At 60.4% G+C, this 21,493-nt stretch carries 20 protein-coding genes; 8 read left to right on the forward strand and 12 right to left on the reverse strand.

From position 1 onward, the window contains the following. The first annotated feature begins 56 nt into the window (after nucleotides 1-56). Genes CKW16_RS03905 through CKW16_RS03920 form a run of 4 tightly spaced genes read left to right on the forward strand, consistent with a single transcriptional unit; the run spans nucleotide 57 to nucleotide 4,312 of the window. A complete protein-coding gene (locus CKW16_RS03905) occupies nucleotides 57-1,253 on the forward strand; it encodes a pilus assembly protein (protein WP_095127294.1) in 1,197 nt (398 codons plus the stop codon). Continuing rightward, on the forward strand, nucleotides 1,250-2,530 hold the full coding sequence (locus CKW16_RS03910; RefSeq protein ID WP_095127295.1) for a CpaF family protein: 1,281 nt from the start codon (nucleotides 1,250-1,252) through the stop codon (nucleotides 2,528-2,530). The genes CKW16_RS03905 and CKW16_RS03910 overlap by 4 nt, the downstream gene beginning before the upstream one ends. 10 nt (nucleotides 2,531-2,540) lie before the next feature. Then, nucleotides 2,541-3,425, forward strand: a complete 885-nt coding sequence (locus CKW16_RS03915) for a type II secretion system F family protein (RefSeq protein ID WP_095127296.1) — start codon at nucleotides 2,541-2,543, stop codon at nucleotides 3,423-3,425. Continuing rightward, nucleotides 3,422-4,312, forward strand: a complete 891-nt coding sequence (locus CKW16_RS03920; RefSeq protein WP_095127297.1) for a type II secretion system F family protein — start codon at nucleotides 3,422-3,424, stop codon at nucleotides 4,310-4,312. The genes CKW16_RS03915 and CKW16_RS03920 overlap by 4 nt, the downstream gene beginning before the upstream one ends. A gap of 420 nt (nucleotides 4,313-4,732) precedes the next feature. Here the strand turns inward: CKW16_RS03920 and CKW16_RS03925 are convergent, their stop codons facing one another. Both CKW16_RS03925 and CKW16_RS03930 read right to left on the reverse strand, forming a co-directional pair. Then, complete coding sequence (locus tag CKW16_RS03925) at nucleotides 4,733-5,515, reverse strand: response regulator transcription factor (RefSeq protein ID WP_095127298.1); 783 nt, start codon at nucleotides 5,513-5,515, stop codon at nucleotides 4,733-4,735. A gap of 113 nt (nucleotides 5,516-5,628) precedes the next feature. Next, nucleotides 5,629-6,099 carry a prepilin peptidase gene (locus tag CKW16_RS03930; protein WP_095127299.1) on the reverse strand — a complete coding sequence of 157 codons (471 nt, stop codon included), beginning with the start codon at nucleotides 6,097-6,099 and terminating at the stop codon, nucleotides 5,629-5,631. 75 nt (nucleotides 6,100-6,174) lie between these two features. Between CKW16_RS03930 and CKW16_RS03935 the strand changes: the two genes are divergently transcribed. Continuing rightward, on the forward strand, nucleotides 6,175-6,615 hold the full coding sequence (locus tag CKW16_RS03935) for a TadE/TadG family type IV pilus assembly protein (RefSeq protein WP_095127300.1): 441 nt from the start codon (nucleotides 6,175-6,177) through the stop codon (nucleotides 6,613-6,615). Further along, the gene (locus CKW16_RS03940; protein WP_095127301.1) at nucleotides 6,612-9,365 is read left to right on the forward strand and encodes a PAS domain-containing sensor histidine kinase; all 2,754 of its coding nucleotides are present in this window, start codon (nucleotides 6,612-6,614) and stop codon (nucleotides 9,363-9,365) included. Before CKW16_RS03935 ends, CKW16_RS03940 begins: the two co-directional genes overlap by 4 nt. On the opposite strand, the gene CKW16_RS03945 is transcribed toward CKW16_RS03940, so the two are convergent. The 5 genes from CKW16_RS03945 to CKW16_RS03965 form a co-directional block, all read right to left on the reverse strand. After that, nucleotides 9,335-11,317 carry a pilus assembly protein TadG-related protein gene (locus CKW16_RS03945; RefSeq protein ID WP_095127302.1) on the reverse strand — a complete coding sequence of 661 codons (1,983 nt, stop codon included), beginning with the start codon at nucleotides 11,315-11,317 and terminating at the stop codon, nucleotides 9,335-9,337. The two genes, CKW16_RS03940 and CKW16_RS03945, sit on opposite strands and share 31 nt — an antisense overlap. A gap of 195 nt (nucleotides 11,318-11,512) precedes the next feature. Next, nucleotides 11,513-12,070, reverse strand: a complete 558-nt coding sequence (locus tag CKW16_RS03950) for a DUF4136 domain-containing protein (RefSeq protein WP_095127303.1) — start codon at nucleotides 12,068-12,070, stop codon at nucleotides 11,513-11,515. A 54-nt stretch (nucleotides 12,071-12,124) separates the two neighbouring features. Then, nucleotides 12,125-12,739, reverse strand: coding sequence for a DUF4136 domain-containing protein (locus CKW16_RS03955; RefSeq protein ID WP_095127304.1), 615 nt, complete (start codon nucleotides 12,737-12,739; stop codon nucleotides 12,125-12,127). 12 nt (nucleotides 12,740-12,751) lie between these two features. Continuing rightward, on the reverse strand, nucleotides 12,752-13,501 hold the full coding sequence (locus tag CKW16_RS03960; protein WP_095127305.1) for a methyltransferase domain-containing protein: 750 nt from the start codon (nucleotides 13,499-13,501) through the stop codon (nucleotides 12,752-12,754). Then, nucleotides 13,501-13,803: a MazG-like family protein gene (locus CKW16_RS03965; protein WP_095127306.1), complete on the reverse strand. Its 303-nt coding sequence runs from the start codon at nucleotides 13,801-13,803 to the stop codon at nucleotides 13,501-13,503. The genes CKW16_RS03960 and CKW16_RS03965 overlap by 1 nt, the downstream gene beginning before the upstream one ends. A gap of 162 nt (nucleotides 13,804-13,965) precedes the next feature. Here CKW16_RS03965 and CKW16_RS03970 point away from each other — a divergent pair, with 162 nt between their 5' ends. Further along, on the forward strand, nucleotides 13,966-14,259 hold the full coding sequence (locus tag CKW16_RS03970) for a hypothetical protein (RefSeq protein ID WP_008153736.1): 294 nt from the start codon (nucleotides 13,966-13,968) through the stop codon (nucleotides 14,257-14,259). A gap of 159 nt (nucleotides 14,260-14,418) precedes the next feature. Then, a complete protein-coding gene (locus CKW16_RS03975) occupies nucleotides 14,419-15,768 on the forward strand; it encodes an MATE family efflux transporter (protein WP_095127307.1) in 1,350 nt (449 codons plus the stop codon). Nucleotides 15,769-15,807: 39 nt separating this feature from the next. Here the strand turns inward: CKW16_RS03975 and CKW16_RS03980 are convergent, their stop codons facing one another. The 5 genes from CKW16_RS03980 to CKW16_RS04000 form a co-directional block, all read right to left on the reverse strand. Continuing rightward, nucleotides 15,808-16,590, reverse strand: a complete 783-nt coding sequence (locus CKW16_RS03980) for a DUF4123 domain-containing protein (protein ID WP_095127308.1) — start codon at nucleotides 16,588-16,590, stop codon at nucleotides 15,808-15,810. After that, complete coding sequence (locus CKW16_RS03985; RefSeq protein ID WP_095127309.1) at nucleotides 16,587-17,930, reverse strand: contractile injection system protein, VgrG/Pvc8 family; 1,344 nt, start codon at nucleotides 17,928-17,930, stop codon at nucleotides 16,587-16,589. The genes CKW16_RS03980 and CKW16_RS03985 overlap by 4 nt, the downstream gene beginning before the upstream one ends. A 233-nt stretch (nucleotides 17,931-18,163) precedes the next feature. Continuing rightward, nucleotides 18,164-20,077 (reverse strand): arginine decarboxylase, encoded by a 1,914-nt coding sequence (gene speA / locus CKW16_RS03990; RefSeq protein ID WP_095127310.1) that lies wholly within the window; start codon nucleotides 20,075-20,077, stop codon nucleotides 18,164-18,166. Between the two features lie 218 nt (nucleotides 20,078-20,295). Further along, a complete protein-coding gene (locus CKW16_RS03995) occupies nucleotides 20,296-20,667 on the reverse strand; it encodes a translation initiation factor Sui1 (protein WP_007907444.1) in 372 nt (123 codons plus the stop codon). A gap of 267 nt (nucleotides 20,668-20,934) precedes the next feature. Next, the gene (locus CKW16_RS04000) at nucleotides 20,935-21,492 is read right to left on the reverse strand and encodes an NUDIX hydrolase (protein ID WP_095127311.1); all 558 of its coding nucleotides are present in this window, start codon (nucleotides 21,490-21,492) and stop codon (nucleotides 20,935-20,937) included. Nucleotide 21,493 lies beyond the last annotated feature (1 nt).

The raw sequence follows: 21,493 nt of genomic DNA on the forward strand, positions 1-21,493 counted from the left end.
TATCACCTGAACTGCCTCGAAAACTGCAACTTCGATAAACGCAGCGGATTATCGCAATGAGCCAGAGCCAGAACCTGAGCCAGACCTTCCTCGCGATCACGCGCAACAGCACCGACCTTGAGTGGCTGCAAGGCGCCCTCGCCCCGTTGGGCCAAGTGGTCAGCGCCGGCGGTGGCAGCCTCGACGAATTGCTGGCGCTGGTGGACGTGACCTTCGCCAGTCTGGTGTTCATCGGTCTGGACCGCGAACACGTGGTGGCCCAAAGCGCACTGATCGAAGGTGCCCTGGAAGCCAAACCGATGCTGGCGATCGTCGCGCTGGGCGATGGCATGGACAACCAACTCGTACTCAACGCCATGCGCGCCGGCGCACGGGATTTCGTGGCCTATGGTTCGCGCTCCAGTGAAGTCGCGGGGTTGGTGCGACGGCTGAGCAAACGCCTGCCACCCGTGGCCCCGAACACCCAACTGGGCAGCCTGACGGTGCTCTACGGTGTGCAGATCAACGCCGACGGCGCGCTGCTCGCCACGCACATGGCGCAAGTGGTGCAGAAGAGCGGACAGCAAACGCTGTTGCTGGACCTTGGCCTGCCGCGCGGTGACAGCCTGGCCTTGCTCGGGCTGGAGAGTTCGTTCCACTTCGGCGATGCACTCCGGCACTTGCGGCGCCTCGACGCGACGCTGATCGACAGCGCGTTCACCAACTGCGCCGCCGGGTTGCGGATCCTCGCCTACGCCCACCACGATGAGCCGCTGGAACACACCAGCACCGCCGAGTTGTACATGCTGCTCAGCGCCCTGCGCCAACACTTCCAGCACATCGTGGTGAACCTGACGGGTCAGCCGGACAGCGAAGCGCTACGCACCTTCGTCACCCATTGCGACAAGTTGCTGTGGTACACCGATCAGAACGTACTCGACTGCCGTCGCAACCTGGCGGTACTCAACCTGTGGCGCGAAAAAGGCATGAAGCTCGATCACGCCAGACTGCTGGTGGACCGCTACCTGCGCAACGTCGCACCGGACTCCGACACCCTGAGCAAAAGCTTCGGCATGGAGATCATCGCGACCCTCGTCTACAGCCCGGAAGTGCGGCTTAACGCCAAGAACCAAGGTGTGACGTTGTTTGAACTGGCCCCCCGCGAAGGCCTGACTCAAAGCCTGCGCGCCCTCGGTGATCGGTTGGCCAAGCGCTCCGAGGGCCTGGCCAAACCCAAGTCTGGCTGGTTCAACCGGTTGAGGGGTGCGCAATGAGCGGTGAAAAACTCTTTGGTGCCCCTGTGCGCACCACCACTGGCAACACCGACCACGAAGGTCTGAAACTGGTGCTGCACCGCTACATCATCGACGCCATCGAGGAGTCCGGCCAAAACCTGCTGGAGGGTTCACGGCAGGTGCTCTCGCAGTTCGTCATCGACAAGGTTGCCGAGTACATCGCCCGGCTGCACCTGGCGATTTCCCGCTATGAAATGGAGCGTCTGGCCGAAGAAATCGTCGATGAACTCACCGGTTTCGGCCCCTTGGAAGTGCTGCTGCGAGACCCGGCGGTGACGGAGATCCTGGTCAACGGCCCGCACCGGGTGTTCATTGAACGCGACGGCGTACTGCATCAAAGCGACTTGCGCTTCATCGATGCGCATCACATCGAACGGGTCATGCAACGGATTCTCGCGCCCCTCGGTCGACGGCTCGATGAGTCGTCGCCAATGGTCGACGCACGACTGCCCGACGGCAGCCGGGTCAACGCGATCATTCCACCGATTGCGCTCGATGGTCCCTGCCTGTCGATACGTAAATTTCGCAAGGACATGCTCAAAAGCTCGGACCTGATGGCGATGCAAACCATCGACCAGGCGATCTTCGACTTTCTTCAGGAGGCCGTGGGCAAGCGCTGCAACATCCTGATCAGCGGCGGCACCGGCACCGGCAAGACCACGCTGTTGAACATTCTCAGCCAGTTGATCAACCCTCACGAGCGACTCGTCACCATCGAAGACGTCGCCGAACTGCACCTGGGGCACCCTCACGTGGTGCGCCTGGAAACCCGACCGCCGAATGCCGAAGGCCACGGCGAAGTGAAAGCCAGTGACCTGATTCGCAACGCCCTGCGGATGCGCCCGGACCGAATCATCCTCGGCGAGATTCGTGGCGTCGAAGTGGTGGACGTACTCACCGCAATGAACACCGGCCACGACGGCTCCATGAGCACCGTGCACGCCAACAACGCCCAGGATGCGCTGTTGCGCCTGGAGACACTGGTGGGCCTGACGGGCCGCACCATCGCCGAACGTACCTTGCGGCAAATGATCTGCGCCGCACTGGACGTAGTGATCCAGCTGAAGCGCATGCCCGACGGCCGCCGTTGCGTCAGCGAAGTGGTGGAGGTGATCGGCTTGCGTGATGACGTGTATGTCACCAACACGTTGTTCCGGCTCGACCAGCGCAGCGGCATCGGATTCATGCGCGAGGCGGTCAACCCCGCCGGCGACAAACTGCGCCGTGAGTTGGCGCTCTCTCCCTCTGCGTATTGAAGGCCACGGCATGCTCAAACCGGTGCTGCTCATCCTCGTTTGCCTGGTCTTGCTCGGACTGTCGATCCGCTTGTTTTATCGCGGTTTGCGCCAGACCGGCACCGAGCGGGTACTGGGACGCCTGACCCAGGGGCAACCGCAGCCGGTACTGACGAAAACCTCCTGGGCGGGTCTGGATCGGGCCTTTCTGCGGGCTGGCCTTGGGCGTCCCACCGAGCGTCTGGGGGTATGGCTGCTGCTCTGGGCCTTTGGCATCTTGCTCGGATTTGCTACCGGTGGCTGGGGTGGCTTGCTGGCTCTGTTACTGCTACCGCCGCTGATGCTGCGTCTGTATGTCAATTGGCGTTATCAACGCCGACTCCAGCGCATGATCGAACAACTGCCACCAATGCTCGATCACACCGTGCGCAGTCTGAAGTCCGGGCGCACCCTGGCCGATGCGGTGCTGGGCGCCATCGACACCGCTGAAGACCCGCTGAAAAACGCCATGGGGCGGGTTCAGCGCAACGTGCAGTTGGGGGTCAGCCTGCCGGATGCCGCGGCAGACCTCGCTGAGCTGTATGAGAAAGACGAACTTCGCCTGTTCGCGCTCGGTTTGAAGGTCAATCACCGCTATGGCGGCAATGCCAGCGAATTGCTGGAAAACCTGATCAAGATGATCCGGGAGCGCGAGCAGGCTGCGCGCCAGCTCAGGGCCATGACCGGTGAAACCCGGGTGACCGCGTGGGTCCTGGGCTGTTTGCCGATTGGTCTGGCCGGCTATTTCCTCGCGACTAACCCTCATTACTTGCTCGCCATGTGGCACGACGATTCGGGGCAAATCATGCTCGCGTCCGCGTTCGGCTTGCAGGTGGTCGGTAGCCTGGCGCTCTGGCACATGTTGCGCAGCGTATGAAAGTGCCTTTGCTGATCTGCGCATTGCTGTTTCTGGGGGCAGTCTTGTTGCTGCTCAGCGGTTTGCTGGAACACCGTCGGCGGGTTCGCCAGGTGGCGCAACGACTCGACGGCAAACTGGCGAGCGACCACCGTGTGGATCAGTGGCTGCAGGTGCTGGGCAGCAGCCGGATCGGTCAGCGCTCGGTCAACCTGGATAACGAAACCCAGGCATTGCTTAACCGTCTCGGCTGGCGCAGCGCCCGGCGACGTTCACTGTTCGCGGCGTTCCAGGTAGGCGCTCCGGTGCTGGCACTGGCCCTGACCTTGCTGATCCAGGGCGTGTTCTTCCCTCATGCAGACAACCACTGGATGGCCCCGGTGCTCGCCACCTGCATCGGCTATCTGTTGCCCAAAAGGTTGCTGGCCGCTGCCGCGCAGCGTCGGCAAAAACAACTGGCGAGCGAGATTTCCACCTTCATTCCGCTGCTGCGCATCCTGTTCGAATCGGGCATGGCGGTGGAGCAGTCGCTGCGAGTGTTGAGCAATGAAGGCAAACAATTATTGCCGGCCCTGACCCATGAATTGCGTCTGGTATTGGCCCGGGTCGATTCCGGCCTGGAACTGGGCGAAGAACTGAACAAAGCCACCCGATTGCTGGCCGTCGACGAGTTCACCGACACCTGCGTCATCCTTGAGCAGTTGATCCATCAGGGGGGCGGTGCGATGAAATCCCTGCTGACCCTCAAGCAATTGCTCGATGACCGGCGCCTGACGCGTCTGCAGGAATACATCTCCAAGCTGTCCGCCAAAATGTCCGTCGTGATGATGCTGTTTCTCTTCCCGGCGTTATTGATCGTACTGGCCGGCCCGGGCTTCACCGCCCTGTCCCATGCCTTTGGTTCTTAGAGGGATCGTTATTGAAAAGCTATCAGCATGAGATCCCGGAGTACTTTGATCAGTATGAGAGCGGGCAAGTGGGCGGTGGGACGGGGGGTAGTCTTGATCCGGGAATTGGACGCTTGGGGCTAGCGTTTTTTGGCTGACTTTTTTCGGGCCGGCATTCCGGGTAATGCCAGTCAGTTAAGCAATTTCAGCCGCGACACTCTTTGTAGCAGCTGCCGAGCCCGCGAGGCTGCGTTCGGCTGCGTAGCAGTCGTGAGTCCGGCTGACGCGGTATGCCTGACGTACCGCAATGACTGATTTGCGACTGCTACGCAGCCGAACGCAGCCTCGCAGGCTCGGCAGCTGCTACAGATCGCGTTACGGCTTAACACATTCCAGGCGCTTGTAAAAAAGTGAATCGCGGTCGATACCGCCAACAAAAACCTAATGCGCAGTCACCCCCTGACGCAATCCAGAATGACTGGGTAACAAAGCCAGCGCCAACTGCGTCCGATTATGCATATGGGTCAACCGCAAAACCTGCGACACATAAAGCTTCACCGTGTTCTCGGTAATCCCCAACTCACAGGCAATCTGATAATTCGTCTGCCCCTTCCCCACCAGCCGCGCCACCTCCAACTGCCTTGGCGACAGCTGACTGAAAATCGCCGGAATCTCAACCCGATCCACAGCGATGACATCTTCATCAGTGGAAACCGATAACCGCGGCCCACGCCGAACCTTATCCAGATCCTGATACAGATCATCGATCGACTCGGCAAGATACTGCAGCTTCTGATCCAGATGCCCCAGCTGCACATTCTTCTGCCGTTCCTGCAAAACCACTGCCTGACGCGCAATCCCTTCGAGCAACTCACCCAGATTAATCGGCTTCTGGTAGTAATCGGCAAACCCGGCCCGCAAAGCCTTGATCACATCCTGCTTGTCCGCACGCCCAGTGAGCATGATTGCTTCAAACACACGGTGCTTGCCGGATAACCGTTGCAGCTCCTGAACCAGTTGAATCCCGTCCAGACCGGGCATGTGCAAATCGCAAAGCACCAGGCCGATCGCTTCGTCTTCATTGAAACGCTCGACGGCCTGTTTGCCAGTCTCGCAAGAAACGCAACGGTAACCGCTGCCTTCAAGAAACTCACAGAGCTCTGCGGCAATCAACGGCTGGTCGTCGACCACAAGGATTTTTACTGCCGAAGAAAGCTTGTTCACGTGCGACTCCCTGCAAGGTCAAAGTTGACCATTCCTCTACTGACAGCCACAGGCTGTACAACTTCTGAATTGAAAGTAGACGTACTTTCCGACTCTGTATATAGAACTGTCGACTAGTGAAACCAGGCGAGTGTGAGCAACAGACCCACCAACACGAAGGGTGCAAAGGGCTGTTTCTTTGACATTCCAGGCCCCAGATATCGAAGATGATTTCTAAGCCCTTGGCCCATATGAAGCCAGACTCTTGGCGCCAGCAGCAGCCACAGCACACTGGCCAATCCGGCACCGATGAACACGCCAAGCAGGTGCATGCCGTCCATCGCCAGGCCCAGGCCGGTCATCAGTTTCACATCGCCTGCGCCCAAGCGTCTCAGCGCATAACCGGGCAAGGTAAAGGCCAGCGCCAGCAAAAAAGCCCAACCGCCCTGCACCGCCTCGGCCCCCAGCCAGGTAGTGCCCGTCCACAGGAGATACGCCAGCGCCAACACCGCTGCGCCAAGGGTCAGGCCATTGGCGATGTGTCGTTCTCGAGCATCCTGTGCTGCGCATAGCGTCAGCCAGATCAGTAATACAAAGCTCTGCATCCGGTAAAAAACGTCCGTTTTGGCTGAATGATTCTATGCTGATATCACGTCGTGAATATCAGGGTAGTCGCAGTCATGAAAATAGGCCTCCCCCGTAAGCAAAAAGGCGCTGTAGCGATTGAGTTCGCTTTGGTTTTTCTCATCTTTTTCGCCGTGTTCTATGGAATCGTCACTTACAGCTTGCCGCTGTTGCTGATGCAATCGTTCACCCAGTCGACCGCCGAAGCGGTGCGCCGAAGCGTGGCGCTGGACCCGAGCACCCCCGGGTACGACACCGCGGTAAAAACCATTGCCACGACAGAACTGAGCCGACAGCTGGCCTGGATTCCTGCCGCTCTGAATTTCAATGTCGCCACCGACGCCAGCGCCACCTACGTAGGCGGCGTGTTGAAGGTCAGCATCAACTACCCCACCAGCAAACTGCAGCAGGTCATCCCGTTTCTGAATTTGCCGGGAATTGGCCAAGTGCCCAATCTGCCGGCAAACCTCAAAGCCAGTTCGAGCCTGCAATTTTGAGTTCCGCAGACAAACTCTTCGGGCGCCTGCTTAACCGCCATCCGCCTCAGCCAGTGGACACGCCAGACACCCTGAGCGTGCAAAGTGTCGGTTTGCAGATGCATCTGGATGCCGAAGGTCGAGTGACTCACCTGACCGGCCCGCTGCGGCATGTGCTGGCCCAGCAGACACCCGCTGCGCAAGCACCGCATTTGCTCGATTTCCTCATGCCTCACAGCGGCCTCGCCGTTGAAGGCTCGCCCGTCGACTGGCAGGGACAGAGTCTGGACCTGGACTTTTACAGCCTCAACGGACAACCCCTGCACCTGCGTGGCTGGGTCCAGCCATTGGCCGATGCCTGGCTGTTGCAGTTGCTGGACATCGGCGACTTGTTGCTCGATCGCCGGCAATCACGCAGCCGCGAGCAATGCCAATTACTCGCAGCGCAGATCGGCGAACAGTTGCGCCGGTGCAACCTGACGCGCCTGCCCGAGGTGTTGGTGGAACAGCTGCAAGGCCTGGCCCAGCGTTTCCACATGCCATGCATTGCGGTGGCGTTACTCGATGAACAGGAAGAAGGCTGGCAGATTCACCAGCATTACACGGCCTTCGATGCGCCCCACCTGTGGCAAAACGCTCAGCGCCTGCGCACCGGGCTCGACAGCCTGAACGGCTCTGCGCCGCAATGCCTGACGCCCGCTGAACATCCCCGCTTGCAAGGCATCTTCGGTAATGCCGAAGGGTTCGCGGTGCCCTATCACGATGCTCAGGGTGTGGTCGCCTGGTTGCTGTGTGGCCTTTATCCGGTGCAACAACATGCACCCGACCTGAATGATCGCGACTGGTTACAACTGACCGCCGCGCTGGCAGGCCCGTTGCTTGAGCGCTTGCGCGAGCACCGGCACCATCTGCAACTGGAACGGCTGGAGTCGCTGCAAGCCTTGCTCGGCACCGGATGGTGGGAGGTGTTCAGCGACAGTCGCGAGGTGCAATTGGCGCCGTCGTTGGCCAGTCACCTGAACCTTGCGATCGATCGTTTGCCGCTGCACGACTGGCTTGAGCGGGTGCACCCCGCCGACCGGGAAGAGCTGAGCAGTCGTCTGCAAGCCTTGCAAGACGACGGTACCCCGCTGCTGCTGTGCGTGCGTTTGGCACAAACGCCGAACTGGTATCGCCTGCAAGGCCAGGTCCTGGGCATCGGTAAAAGCCGGCGGTTGGTGGGCTTCATGCTCGACATCAGCGACATCAAAAACCAGGAGCAAAACGCCGCAGCGGCCCATGCCCGACTGGATAATCTGATCGCCAGCTCGCCGGCGGTGATCTACGTGCAGCGCTATGTCGAAGGTGCGCTGCAACCGACGTTTTTCAGTGACAGCCTACTGCCGCTGCTCGGCTGGACACTGGCTGATTGCGCGACGGGGACCTTGGTTGAAAGGGTCCACCCTGAGGACCGCGATCGGTACTTCGAACGTACCCGGCATTTGCTGCGTGAAGGTTCGGTGCGCGCCCGCTATCGGCTGCGCGACAGTCGCGGCGAATACCATTGGCTACTCGATGAAGCCAAGCTACTGCGCGACGACCTTGGTTTGCCGGTGGAAGCCGTCGGCCTGTGGCTGGACGTCACCGAAGCAACCCTGGCCGCCGAACAGGTGAAGCAGAGTGAAGAACGTTACCGGATCCTGGTGGAAGACTCTCCGGCGATGATCTGCCGCTACCGCCCGGACCTGACCCTGACCTTCGGCAACCGTCCGCTGGCGACTTACCTGGAGTGCCAGCCCGAACAACTGCCCGGGGTGAATCTGGGCAGCTGGATGTCGCAGGAACAGCGCAAAGCGTTTCTCCAGCGGCTCAGCCGACTCAGCCCGGAATTCCCGGTCAGCACCGCGGAAATCAACCTGCAACTGCCGGGACGGGAACATGCCTGGTGGGTGTGGTCGGATCGCGGGGTGTTCGATGAGCACGGTCATTTGCTGGAGATTCAGGCGGTGGGTCGCGACAACACCGAGGTCCGCCGCGCCCAGCAGCAGCTCACCCAAAGTGCAAAAATGGCCACCCTCGGTGAAATGGCCACAGGGCTGGCCCATGAAATCAATCAGCCGTTGAATGTGATGCGCATGGCCATCGTCAACGTGCTCAAGCGTCTGAGCAACGGCGATGCGCAGATCGACTACCTGACCGACAAGCTCAACCGCATCGATGCACAGGTCCAGCGCGCCGCGCGGGTGGTGGATCACATGCGGGTATTTGGCCGCCGCTCGGAGATCGAGCAACATCCGTTTAATCCGGCGCAAGCCATCGAAGGCACGCTGTCGTTGCTGGCCGAAGGGATGCGCGGCAAAGGGGTCGACCTGCGGGTCAACGAGACAGGGTTTGAAGTGAAAGTGCGCGGTTACGTCGATCAGCTCGAACAGGTGTTGATCAATCTGATGGTCAACGCGCGGGATGCGTTGCTAGGCAAACGCGAGGCCGATCGCGAGTTCAAACCGTGGATCTCGGTGTACGCCGAACGTGATGAGTATTCGGTGCGACTGTGGGTCGAGGACAACGGCGGCGGTATCGATCCGCGGTTGCTGGAGCGGATTTTCGAGCCGTTCTTCACCACCAAACCCGTGGGTGTCGGCACCGGGCTCGGGTTGTCGGTGAGTTACGGCATCGTCGAGAACATGGGCGGAAAACTGAGCGTTAGAAACTCGATCGAGGGCGCACGGTTTTGTATCGAACTGCCGATTGCCGCCGACGATCAGATCACCAGCGTCGCTCGTCCTGAGTGACAACTGAGGTTGGCGCCGACATCGACCTTGTTCAGATCGATCCCCAGGCTGAGCAGCAGTGTGTTGATCAAGGTGTCGAGTAACGGGCTGAGCACGCTGTTGATCGCATTGACCAACAATGTTGTGACCGTGCTGAGGATCGCCCCCAGACCACCGACCAGACTGCCCGTCGGGCCGTACATGTCGACCTTGATGTTGGTCGCCGTGTCGGTAAGGCTGCTGACGATATTGCTGGTGGAATAGGAATAGTAGAACGGTGGCTGGTTGATCTCTGGCAGGCTGGTGGCCGGCGGTGCGGAATAGACGTGCGGCATGTTGGCGCTCTGTGCCACGGTGGTGTCGGCCATGATACTGATGCCGCCGCCGACGCCCGGAATCCGTGGGTCGCAGGAGATGGGCAGGAACAGAATCCTCATACAGGTTTTCACCCCGATATCGATCACCTTCAACGGCTGTACCTCTACCGCCGGTGGCGTGGTGTTGCTGCCGAAAGCGGTGGCTGGATCGATCTTGCCGATCTTCAGATTTACCAGCGAAGTGCTGGTGTTGGTGGTCAGGGTTTTGTTGGTGGTACTGACGCAACTGTAGGCAGTGACATAGCTGTTGGCGCTGGCAACGTCCAGCGCCACGTCGATACGTATCGGTGGCGGCAGCACGATGATGTCGGGAGTCTGACAGGGCACGAGCAAGGCACAGGTCAGTGAGTTGAGCACTCCCACCAGGTTGAGATTGAGCAAAGCGTTGAGTGTGTTGGTCAGCGGGCCTGCGAGATCAGCCGCCGCATTGATCAGCGCCACGATGGTATTGAGCACCGGCAAGTCGATCGACAGCAATGTCCTGATCTGGGCAGTTCGCACATAGATGCGGTTGGGCCCCAATGGAGCCAGCGCGGCGTTTTTCGGATTGCCGATGGCCGAGAGCTGTGGCGGTTCCAGCACCTGTACTCGAGCAGTGATTTGCGCCAGCCCCGCGAGGTTGATCGGCAGGGTCGCCACCAGGCCGTTTTTCTTGTTGGCCAGTTGCACGACCGCTTCGATCAGGTCGAACACTTTCAGGTTGGTCCCCAGCGCCGTCACGGTGCTGCCAGCCTCGACGTGCAGCACGTTGCCGAGTACGACGGTGGTTGCGCCTGCCGCGACCTTCAGCGCTTGAAGACTCGCAATGGTTGCGGTCGCACCGAGTGTGCCGCCGGGGTCCAGTACATTGACGGCGGTCTGGATCAGCTGGCTGACGGCAATCGTATTGCCCAATACCTGGTCATACCCGGCAGCGCTGAGGTTAAGGTCGACCTTCAATCGGTCAAGGTAGCCGAGCAGGTTGATATCAGTGCTCACCAGTCCGTTCCAGCCCGCCGCGTTGATGTTCAGGTTGCCTCCGAGCAAACCACCGAACAGCGCGTTGAGCGTGGCCGATTTGCTGGTGTCGACGCTCAGCGTCGTGCTGCGCAGGGTCAGCGAAGCCAGCGGTGGCGGTAATGCGGCGACAGCGCTGGCCGTCAGGTTGATGGTCGCCGCGCGTGGAGCACCCCCAAACAGGGCGCCGACACCGCCGGCGACACTCTGCGGGACCGAATGGCTGGCGATCACCCGAATGGCTTCGCTCTTGCTCGGGTCGGCGCCAAATACCCGAAGGTTATTGGCATCCAGGGTCAAGGCGCCGCAAGCGACCAGCAGAGTGTGATTGGGGTCAGGAAGGGTGAAGCCGTTACGGTTTGCGCTGGCGGTCGCATAGACGGTAGCGGAGTTGCCAGCGGCGCAATCCCCCCCTCGGGTGGAAGCTTCAAGTGCGGCCATGTCCGCTACGCGCTGCAGGTCACGTTTTTTCAGGTACAAACGACCGCTGTCGACCACTACCAGCAAGAACATCAGGGCCATGCCCAATGTCAGCGCCGCCATCAAACCGATCGCCCCCCGTTGCCGGGACGGACTGCGAAACTGCAAACGGGGAGACATCGCACACTCCTTTGCCGGTGCACAGCCGAGGGCTACCTCCTTGGGTGAACAGCAGTGTAGACAAGACTTGGCCGGAATGCTGGCAACATGCCAGCCAAAACAACAAAAAACCCTGTAGGTGCACGGCTTGCCGGCGATGGCGATCTCAAGGACGCCATCGCCGGCAAGCCGTGCTCCTACAGGGTTGGGTGGTGTTTATTTGGGTGGGTAGTTGGCGAGAATTCGCCCGACCGTTTCGCGTACCGCCGTGCTGCGATCTGACGGGTTCGTTGTGCGGCTGAGTATCTGCTCGTCACTGCCGCGCCACACCAGTTTGCCGTCCCTGCCGTCGAGCAGGTCGATCTGGATGATCGCCACTTTGTAGCTGACGTTACGGGTTTCGTTGTACATCGGCCCGCCCCAGTAGCCGTTCCATGGATTACCCCAAGCGCCGCCGTAGTTGGTGGTTACTTGTTGCTGGCGCTGCTCGACGATCAGATAGGTCTGCACGCTCAAATCGCCCTTTTGGCCACCCGCAGCCGGACGCAGGCCACGCTGATCCAGCTGATCGGTCACCGATTGACGGATGCGTTGCTCAGTCAGGTCGCTCTTGATCCGAGGGTCATCGGGGCGATATTGCAGGGCGGGTTCTTTCCAGCTCCAGCTGCGATAGGCGGCGAAGTCGCGGCTGGCATCGAAGTCATGATTGACCTGGCTGCCGGCGCAGGCAGTGAGCAGCACGGCCACAGCCAGTAAAGCGAGACGGCGGAACATGATATTTCTCCGGTTGAAGACATGAACCTGCGCAATGCTTCTTACCTACAGAAGCTAACTAGGAGGATACGCCGACATCGCTTTTTCTACAGCCTCCCGTATCGCATCGGCACGCTCGCTCTGACTGCCCCGGTTGCTGGTTTCGGCGCTAGCACTCCATACCGGTTGACCGCTCTGAGCGTCAAACAAATCAACCCGCACCACCACGACCTGTTCCTGATAAGTCCTAACGATCGGCACGCTGTTGTACATGCCGTAACCGCTGCCGTAGCGGTTGTAGCCGCCATAACCGCCGCCGTAATAACCATAGTCGTCCCGAACCTGACGCAGGCGGGTTTCCAGGTGCAGGTCGGCGCTGACAAACAGGTCGGCCGGGCGGTTATCGTGCAGCGGGCGCAAGCCACGTTGATCGAGCGCATTGCTGACGGCTTCGGCGACCTGCGCCGAATCCGCCCAGGCGCTGCCCGGTGGCAGCTGCCCGTTGAGCCAGGCCCAGCTGCGGTAACGCCCGTAGTCGCGCGAAGGGGCCGGGTAGGCGCTGCGGTCAAAGGTGTTGGCCGCCTGAGGCGGCGCGGGTGGCAAGGGGTTGGATGACGCCACATAAGGGTTGCTGCCCTGACAGGCCGCCAACCCGAGACAGATCACCAATAACCCCGAACGACTGTTCATTTCGCGCTCCGATCAGACCGGCCGACAGATCCAGTGCAAGTAGCGCCCAAGCCCGGCAAAGCTTGGGTGACGACGGTGGGCCAGCTCCATTTCCAGCAAATCCGCTAGTTCGACGCGGGCCTGGAATTCCACCGGCATGTAGTCGTGAAAAACTCGCACCCCGCTCTGGGTTTCGACCTGCCACATTCCCTCAAGTTGCGCCGCCAGTTCCCGTGGATCAAGGGGCTGCTGCGGGGTCAGGCTCTGTTTCTCGCCGGCCATGTCGTTCTTGCGCATCTTGCGGAAATGGCCTTTGAGCAAGTTGCGATAGATCAACGCATCGCGGTTGTAGAAGGCCAGAGACAACCAGCCATCTGGTTTGGTCAATTGGTGCAGCACCGGCAGGATCGCGTGAGGTTCGGCCAGCCATTCCAGCACGGCGTGGCACAGCACCAGGTCGTAGGGTTCGGTGAGTTGGCCGAGCAGATCCTGCCACGGCGCCTGAATGAACGTCGCTGTTTGCCCGGCGTCGGCAAAGCGTTGGCGGGCGCCTTCGAGCATCGGCTCGGCGGGCTCGGCCAGCGTGACGTCATGGCCGCGCTGGGCCAGCCACAACGACATGTGGCCCAGACCAGCACCGATATCCAGTACGCGCAAAGGTCGGTCCGGCAGGGTTTCGGCCAGGTCGGCCTGAAGCACCGCCAGACGGATCGCGCCTTTGGCACCGCCGTAGATTTTTTCGGCGAAGCGGGTCGCCAGTTGATCGAAATGACGGTCGCTCATCAGCTGAACCTCCGTTCGCTGTCCGCGAGTTTGCTGCGCACCACTTCATTCATGTCCAACCCCAACTCGCTGCACAGCAGCAGTAGATAGAGCACGATGTCGCCGATTTCCTGCCCGGCATGGGCGAGCTTGTCCGCTGGCAACTGGCGCGACTGGTCTTCGGTCAGCCACTGGAAAATCTCCACCAGCTCGGACATTTCCACGCTCGCGGCCATGGCCAGGTTTTTCGGGCTGTGAAATTGCTGCCAGTCATTGCGGTCACGGATGGCGTGCAGGCGTTCGGTCAGTTCAACAAGGTTCATCGGGCTCTCCTGAAGGCGTATAGCTTCGGGGGGATAAGGAATGAAGGCAAGCGGCAACCGCTGCAAAACCACTATGCTTGGAGGGAACTCGGAACCCTGCTCGATAGCCCAAGGCTCAAGTCCGGCAACCACGCCACCACTTTCATCAAGGACGCTTACAACATGCAGGTAGAAAGTTTTTTCGAATGGCTCGGCCAGGCACTCGGTTCGGTTATCCGCTTCATCGTCGACAGCCTCAGCGGCTTGTTCAATCTGCTGAGCCACGCCGGCAGCAACTTTGTTGAAGGGCTGTCCCGGGCGCTGGGCATGGACGCGTCGATCATCAGCATCATTGCGCTGATTTTGGGGTTGATGCTGTTGTGGTCGGCGATTCGGGCGTTCATGAATGCGTCGATCATCATGGGGATTATCTGGTTGCTGCTGGGGTTGTGGTTGTTGAGCTGGATAATCCACTAGCAACCTGATCGTTCCCACGCTCTGCGTGGGAATGCAGCCCGGGACGCTCCGCGTCCCTGACGGCGTGACGCAGAGCGTCACAGGAGGCATTCCCACGCAGAGCATGGGAACGATCACCGCAAACTGTCGCTACAATGCCCGCTCCCCCAAGGAGCCTGCATGTCCAACCTGATCGCCGACTGGCGCGACCGCCCTACCCATCGTCGAGTGTGGGCGCTCGCCGCGCCGATGATTCTCTCGAACATTTCCGTACCGCTGGTGGCGCTGGTCGACAGTACCGTCATCGGCCACTTGCCCCACGCCCATCAGTTGGGCGCCGTCGCGGTCGGGGCCAGCCTGTATACCTTTCTCGCCTGGGCCATGGGTTTTCTGCGCATGGGCACCACCGGGTTCGCCGCACAGGCCGCCGGGCGTGGGGACGGCGCGGCATTGCGGCAGATCTTGCTGCAGGGCTTGTTGCTGGCCATGGGCCTGGCCATTGTCCTGGGAATACTGGGTGTGCCGTTGAGCGGGGTTGCGCTGCATTTCATGCAGCCATCGGCGGAGCTGGATCAGCTGACCCGCGAATTTTTCCACACGCGCCTGTTCGGTCTGCCGGCGGCGCTGGCCAGTTATGCGCTGGTCGGCTGGTTCCTCGGCACTCAGAACGCACGCGCGCCGCTGGCCATTCTGCTCAGCACCAACCTGGTGAACATCGCGCTGAACCTGTGGTTCGTCCTCGGGCTGGAATGGGGCGTGGTCGGTGCGGCCCGAGCATCGGTGATCGCCGAATGGACCGGCGCGCTGATCGGCCTGCTGATGACCCGCAACGCCCTGCGCGCCTATCCCGGCCACATCGCCTGGGCCGCGCTGGCGCTGTGGCAGAGCTGGCGACCGCTATTGGCAGTCAACCGCGACATCTTCATCCGCAGCCTGGCGCTGCAATCGGTATTTTTCCTGATCACCGTGCAAGGCGCGCGACTGGGTGATGCCACCGTCGCCGCCAACGCGCTGCTGCTCAACGGTTTGCTGCTGACCGCCCATGCGCTGGACGGCCTGGCCCACGCCGTGGAAGCCCTTTGTGGGCATGCCATCGGTGCTCGTGATCGAGAGGCCCTGCGCCGCTCATTGGTGGTGGCCTGCGGTTGGTCGTTGCTGGCGAGCCTGGGTTTTGCCGTGCTGTTCCTGTTCGCCGGGCATCTGTTTATCGAGATGCAGACCGACATTCAGAGCGTGCGCGACACGGCGTTCATCTACCTGCCCTACCTCGCCGCGCTGCCGCTGATCGCGGTGGGGAGTTACCTGCTCGACGGGTTGTTTATCGGCGCCACCCGCGCCCGGGAAATGCGCAACGGCATGCTGCTGACGGTGGTTTTGTTGCTGCCGTTCGCTTGGGCGCTGCAAGGTTTTGGCAACCATGGACTGTGGATAACCTTTCTATTGTTCATGTTGCTGCGCAGCCTGACCCTCGGCGCGTTTGCCTGGTACCTGCACAAAAACGACGGCTGGTTCGCAGGCAAAGCTCACTGAGTCGGCGCTGCTTTGAAGCGCAGCGGCAGATCACCGTGTTCAGGGTTGATCGTTCTGCCACCGGTTGCGCAGGCTATCGAGACGCTCCTGCTGGGTGAGTCCCGGCAACGCGTGCCCAGGCAAAGCGCCGGGGTACTGCAAACGTAGCCATAACCAGTCATCGAGTACCGGACGCTCGGTAAAATCCAGCGCCAGCCCTTCCTGCACGTGGGACCACAGCGTGTTGTAGTCCGTCCCGGTGGATCGACTCCAGTGCCAGGCATGTTGCTCCAGCAGGCAGGTTTGCAGTTTTTCCTGCTGACGAGGACTGAGGTTTTCTTCAATCGCCAAAGGGCTGACGGCAAGCCCCGGATTGACCAGTTGCTGCCAGCCCTGACTGCCGATCGCGCGGTCAGCCCACGTCCCGCCGAACCAGCGCAAATGGCTGATAGGACCCAGCCAGCGACTCAGCTCCTGCGCATCGCAGGCATCGAACAAGTAACTGGCGGTGTGTGGGTTGTAGTAACTCAACAAGGCTCGGTGATGCACACCAACAGTGACCGTGAGCATGCGGCGCAGATGCTCCAGCAACTGCGACGACGACGCTTCACTGGCGATCAGCAAGCCACGCCAGAGGGGCACTTCGCTGTGGCACAACCCGGCCAGCGCTGGGCATGTCCGAAGGTCGATCAGGGCCGGGCCGTGTTCACGCAACGCATGCCACTCAGTGCCTTCGAACAACCAGAACCACCGGGCTTGCGCAAACTGCTGTTGCAGCATCGCCCCCGCCTGTGGCGCACCCGGCACATCCAGCAATAGCCATTGCGGGGTCGCGACGATCATGCCGCACCGCTCTGGCCAAATCGCTTCGCCGCCCGGCAGGTGCAGAGGGCCTGCGTGCAATGGTTGAAACTGCCACCACCGGGCAGCAGACATAGCAACATCAATGGTTCGCTCGATTGCAGAAGCTCCAGCAAGCCCTCGACATCATCTGTCGCGGATGTGCGCTGCGGGTCGACCTCCTCAGCCTCTTCAACGGACGAAGGGACGTGAAGAAACCCGGTAATCAGCGGCTGATCCGGATCCCCCTCGATAAAGCTCACCACCACCTCGGTCCCCTCACTCAGCTGGGTGACTGCCGCGTCGCCCAGTTCAGCGGCCACCGGCAGCCAACTGTGGCTGGGCACCGCGCCCTCGCCCTGATAGAGCCAGTCAAATTGCACGGCAACCGGTCTGGACGGATCGGGGCATGACTCATCAATGTTGACCACCCAGGCCCGTTGCAGGCTGTGCATCCTGGGTTTCACTGCGCAATGAGGCGCTACAAAAGGCACCTGCCAGTGAATCGCGCGGATCTGGTTGCTGTAGGACGCCGCTAAATCCTGGCTGCCCTGATGCTCAACGTGGGTCAACAGCCAGAGATGGTTCCAGTCGGCGATCGGATGACCGGACAGCGGCATCAACTGACCGCTGCGCAGCGTCGTCAGGTCCGTGCGACCTTCGGCAATCTGCGCGGTTCGTTGTCCCTCTCGGGCTGCATCAGCGCAACCCTGAACCTTGAACTGACGCACAGCCGATTGCTCGCTCTCGACCTGGAAGAGCGTATTTTCGCCGAGGCGAAATTGCTCCTGCCCCTCGCCAAAGACCACGCAATGCCCGCGCTCGCCGTGTTCGAAATGGTACTGAAGCCGTTCCTGGGCACACAGACGCTGGATAAATTGCAGGTCTGATTCCCGGTACTGCGTACAGAATTCACGGGCCGGGTAATCGCCACTCAGCTCAAAGCGCCGACTCTTGCCGGCAATACCGTGCTCCTTGAGCACCTGACTGAGGATTTGCGGTACCGAGCGCGCGCTGAAAATTCGCTGACTGAAGCGCAGGGAAAGGCACTCCAGCTTAGGCCCCAGACGTACGCGACAGTGCCTGACAGTCAAGTCATGATCACGCTGGACGAGTTCATGCAATTGTCCGTGGAAGCCGTTTCCCGCAGGCCCGACATGCAAAAAGGCCGGACGGTACAACAGGCTTGCAAGGTCGAGTGTCGGGTCATCGATCAGCAGATCCACGTCGAACACAAAAGGCTCGCTGATGGCTTCTCTACCGGTAAAGGCCAAGACCTCAAAGGGGTCGGGCAGACCCTCTACATCCAGACGAAATGACGGCTCGTTGACTGGATCGAACATCGGCGATTCTCTACAGGAGGGGCGGCCGGGGATTCTCTCCGAGAGAGTTGGCCGAGTAGAGTGCCGAAGTACAACTTAGGAAATGACCTACGCGAAAAGAAGACCACATCGCTTGGATGACCAAGAATGTAAGTCATTTCGCTTGAAATCAGAGAGGCATCCCACCAAGCCATCTGAAATTTCCGCTACGTGCGGAACATTTTCAGACAACCTGATGAGAGCCGTGCCTTACCTCAAGAAGACAGGTAAGAGGAACGGGTCAGACCCAGACGCAGCGCGTCGAGGAACTGGGTACGCTCGGCGGCGGTGATGCGGGCACTGGCACATTTGTCGCGGTAGTGGGTCATCAACTCTTCCGGCGACAAGTGCACGTAACGCAGCATGTCTTCGATGGTGTCGTGGGTTTCGATACCCGCGTGGTACACGCTGCCGTCAGCGTTCTGGTAGATGTTCACCGAGTCGGTGTCACCGAACAGGTTGTGCATGTCGCCGAGAATTTCCTGGTAGGCGCCGACCAGGAAGATACCCAGCAGGTAGTCCTCACCGTCGTTCAAACCGTGAACCGGCAGGCTGGTTTCGATGCTCTGCTCGTCGACGTATTGCTTGATCTTGCCGTCGGAGTCGCAAGTCAGATCTTGCAGCACGGCACGGCGCAGCGGCTCTTCGTCGAGACGGTGCAGCGGCAGTATCGGCAGGACCTGGCCGATGGCCCAAGTGTCCGGCAGGCTCTGGAATACCGAGAAGTTGCAGATGTACTTGTCGGCCAGCTTGTCGTTGAGTTCGTCGAGCACCTGACGGTGCGAACGCTGACGAGCCTTCAACGAGTTGTGCAGGCGACGGCACACGGCGAAGTAGCATTGCTCGGCCAGGGCTTTCTCGGCCAGGGTCAGCTTGCCGTCGGCGTACTGGGTCGCGATGTCGCTCATGTAGTGAGTGGCGCGCCAGTAGGTTTCGGTGACCATCTCGATGTCGGTCGGGCCCAGCAGGTCAACCAGCCACTGCACGGTTTCCGGCAGTTCTTCCTTGTTGTCGATCTGCGGCACGTCGTCGTTGTGCTTCTCGACGTCGGTCACCTGGACCACCAGCATGGCGTGGTGAGCGGTCAGCGAGCGGCCGCTTTCGGAGAAGATGTTCGGGTGCGGCAGGTTCTGCGCATCGCAGAACTCCTTGAGCATCCCGACCACAACACCGGCGTAATCGTCCATGTCGTAGTTGATCGAGCTGGCGTTACGCGAGTGCGTACCGTCGTAGTCCACGCCCAAACCGCCACCGACGTCGATGTGATCTACCGGCAGGCCGAGGTTGCGCAGTTCGCCATAGTAACGAATCGCTTCCTTGAAACCGTGCTGGTAGTCCGCCAGATTGGCGATCTGCGAGCCCATGTGGAAGTGCAGCAGGCGAATACCCTGGTCCAGGCCAGCCGCGCGGAAACGCTCGACCACTGACAGCAGTTGCGCCGCCGACAGACCGAACTTGGATTTCTCGCCACCGGTGTCGGCCCACTTGCTCGACGCCAGGGACGACAGACGCACGCGCAGGCCAACCTGAGGTTTGACCTTGAGCGAGGCGGCTTCTTCGATCACCAGCGCGACTTCGGATTCTTTCTCGATCACGATGAACACGTTGTGGCCGAGCTTTTGGCCCATCAGCGCCAGACGAATGAATTCGCGATCCTTGTAGCCGTTGCAGACGATGGTGCCGCCCTTCGGCGCCAGGGCCAGCACGGCCAGCAGCTCAGGCTTGGAGCCGGCTTCAAGACCAATCGACACGTCTTGGGTGGCAATGATGTTCTCGATCACCGCTTCTTGCTGGTTAACCTTGATCGGGTACAGCGCGGTGTACTTGCTCTGGTATTCCAGACGCTCGATGTTGGCGTCGAACGCGCCGGTCAGCTGACGCACGCGGTCTTGCAGAATGTCAGGGAAACGCACCAGCAACGGCAAGGACAGGCCGCTTTTACGCAGCTGGTCGACTTGCTCGAACAGGTCGATAGGCGAACTGGTCGGACCGTTCGGACGAACTTCGACGCGACCGGCGTCATTGATCGCGAAGTACCCGGCCCCCCAATGGCGAATCCCGTAAACACTGCGGCTGTCCGCAACTGTCCATTGGCTGCCATCGTCTTTGCGTGTGCGTCGTACGGACATTGAAGTCCCCTATAAAGAAGTCATAGAGCGTCGCCTGGGTTCAGGCCGGCGCAGTCTAAAGAATGAAAATGACGGTTCGTCAACGAGGGGATAGACCTCGCTGACCGCAGTGAGTTTAGAAACCGGTCAGAACAGGCTCTGTGAAAACCATGTAGACGACGCCAGACCTGAATCGGATCAGGGCTGGATCAAGCCGAGGGTGGTTTTCACAGAGGCTGCTAGCCGCCGGACTTCTTCGCTTTGAAACCGTGTTTGATCAGCTCGGCCAAGAGTAGCTCGACATGATCGCCCTGGATTTCAATGATTCCGTCTTTCAACGCACCACCGGTCCCGCAACGTTTCTTCAACGTGGTCGCCAGGTCCTTGAGTGCGTCTTCGGCCAACGGCACGCCGGTGATGGTGGTCACCGTCTTGCCGCCACGGCCCTTGCTTTCGCGACGCACGCGAGCGATGCCGTCGCCGGCCGGGATAACGGTCTGTTTGCAGATGCAGGCATCCACCGGTTGACTGCAATCCGGGCAATGACGACCTGCGTCGGTGGAAAATACCAGGCCACCAAGGGCGGCGAAGGATGCGGCTTTTTTGGCCACCGGCAATCCTCTTGGGAGGACAAAGACTGGTCGCAGCACTTGGGCAAGGCTATCGACCGCGAAGCCCCACTCAGGCAGGGGCAGCGCTACTGAAACGGTACAACCTTGTAGGAGCTGAGCTTGCTCGCGATGGACGTCAACGAAAACGCGCGACATCAGACAGCACGTGTCGTCCATGCGCTCTTTCGCGAGCAAGCTTTGCTCCTACAAAAGGTCGCGCAGTGTAACGGCAAAAAGCCGACTTGCTAAGAGCCAATCGGCGCCAATTTATGCCTCTTTTGCGACGTCATTCGCCCGAGAACCAAGATACCGCTTCAATGCGGCCAGAGAGTCCGGGCAATAAGGCTTTTGCTGGATTTCCAGCAGGACTTGATCAACGGGGATAAAGCGCGCTTCAAGGACTTCTTCGGGCTGCAGGATCAACGGGCCGTCCCACACCGCCGAAAACGCCGAACACCAGAGCCGATTACCGGTGTCTTCGAAGAAAAAGTGATCATGGGCGGTCAGTTCCACGCCGCTCACACCCAGCTCTTCTTCCAGTTCGCGGGCAGCCGATTCGGCGTAGGTTTCGGTAGCGAGCACCATCCCCCCCGCCGCCACGTCCCAGAAACCTGGATAAATGGCTTTGCTCAGCGTGCGTCGATGCACGCAGAGTTCACCGGCGGAATTGAACAGCATGATGTAAGTGCCGCGTCCGATCAGCCCGCGTTCACGCAGGTCGGAGCGGACCAGGGCGCCGAGCAGGTTGTCCTGCTCGTCAACCCAGGCGATCTGTTCGGCATCCGAGGCCGCGCGGTGCGCGACCTCTCTGGCGCTATCGACCATG

Source organism: Pseudomonas sp. Irchel s3h14 (genome assembly GCF_900187425.1).
Taxonomy (GTDB): domain Bacteria; phylum Pseudomonadota; class Gammaproteobacteria; order Pseudomonadales; family Pseudomonadaceae; genus Aquipseudomonas.

What these genes read in the sequence shown, in the direction of transcription:
- speA (WP_095127310.1), bottom strand. Translation starts at nt 20,077, where the DNA reads ATGTCCGTACGACGCACACGCAAAGACGATGGCAGCCAATGGACAGTT.
- CKW16_RS03965 (WP_095127306.1), bottom strand. Translation starts at nt 13,803, where the DNA reads ATGAACCTTGTTGAACTGACCGAACGCCTGCACGCCATCCGTGACCGC.
- CKW16_RS03910 (WP_095127295.1), top strand. Translation starts at nt 1,250, where the DNA reads ATGAGCGGTGAAAAACTCTTTGGTGCCCCTGTGCGCACCACCACTGGC.
- CKW16_RS03915 (WP_095127296.1), top strand. Translation starts at nt 2,541, where the DNA reads ATGCTCAAACCGGTGCTGCTCATCCTCGTTTGCCTGGTCTTGCTCGGA.
- CKW16_RS03975 (WP_095127307.1), top strand. Translation starts at nt 14,419, where the DNA reads ATGTCCAACCTGATCGCCGACTGGCGCGACCGCCCTACCCATCGTCGA.
- CKW16_RS03960 (WP_095127305.1), bottom strand. Translation starts at nt 13,501, where the DNA reads ATGAGCGACCGTCATTTCGATCAACTGGCGACCCGCTTCGCCGAAAAA.
- CKW16_RS03920 (WP_095127297.1), top strand. Translation starts at nt 3,422, where the DNA reads ATGAAAGTGCCTTTGCTGATCTGCGCATTGCTGTTTCTGGGGGCAGTC.
- CKW16_RS03985 (WP_095127309.1), bottom strand. Translation starts at nt 17,930, where the DNA reads ATGTTCGATCCAGTCAACGAGCCGTCATTTCGTCTGGATGTAGAGGGT.
- CKW16_RS03980 (WP_095127308.1), bottom strand. Translation starts at nt 16,590, where the DNA reads ATGATCGTCGCGACCCCGCAATGGCTATTGCTGGATGTGCCGGGTGCG.
- CKW16_RS03945 (WP_095127302.1), bottom strand. Translation starts at nt 11,317, where the DNA reads ATGTCTCCCCGTTTGCAGTTTCGCAGTCCGTCCCGGCAACGGGGGGCG.
- CKW16_RS03950 (WP_095127303.1), bottom strand. Translation starts at nt 12,070, where the DNA reads ATGTTCCGCCGTCTCGCTTTACTGGCTGTGGCCGTGCTGCTCACTGCC.
- CKW16_RS04000 (WP_095127311.1), bottom strand. Translation starts at nt 21,492, where the DNA reads ATGGTCGATAGCGCCAGAGAGGTCGCGCACCGCGCGGCCTCGGATGCC.
- CKW16_RS03955 (WP_095127304.1), bottom strand. Translation starts at nt 12,739, where the DNA reads ATGAACAGTCGTTCGGGGTTATTGGTGATCTGTCTCGGGTTGGCGGCC.
- CKW16_RS03930 (WP_095127299.1), bottom strand. Translation starts at nt 6,099, where the DNA reads ATGCAGAGCTTTGTATTACTGATCTGGCTGACGCTATGCGCAGCACAG.
- CKW16_RS03935 (WP_095127300.1), top strand. Translation starts at nt 6,175, where the DNA reads ATGAAAATAGGCCTCCCCCGTAAGCAAAAAGGCGCTGTAGCGATTGAG.
- CKW16_RS03905 (WP_095127294.1), top strand. Translation starts at nt 57, where the DNA reads ATGAGCCAGAGCCAGAACCTGAGCCAGACCTTCCTCGCGATCACGCGC.
- CKW16_RS03970 (WP_008153736.1), top strand. Translation starts at nt 13,966, where the DNA reads ATGCAGGTAGAAAGTTTTTTCGAATGGCTCGGCCAGGCACTCGGTTCG.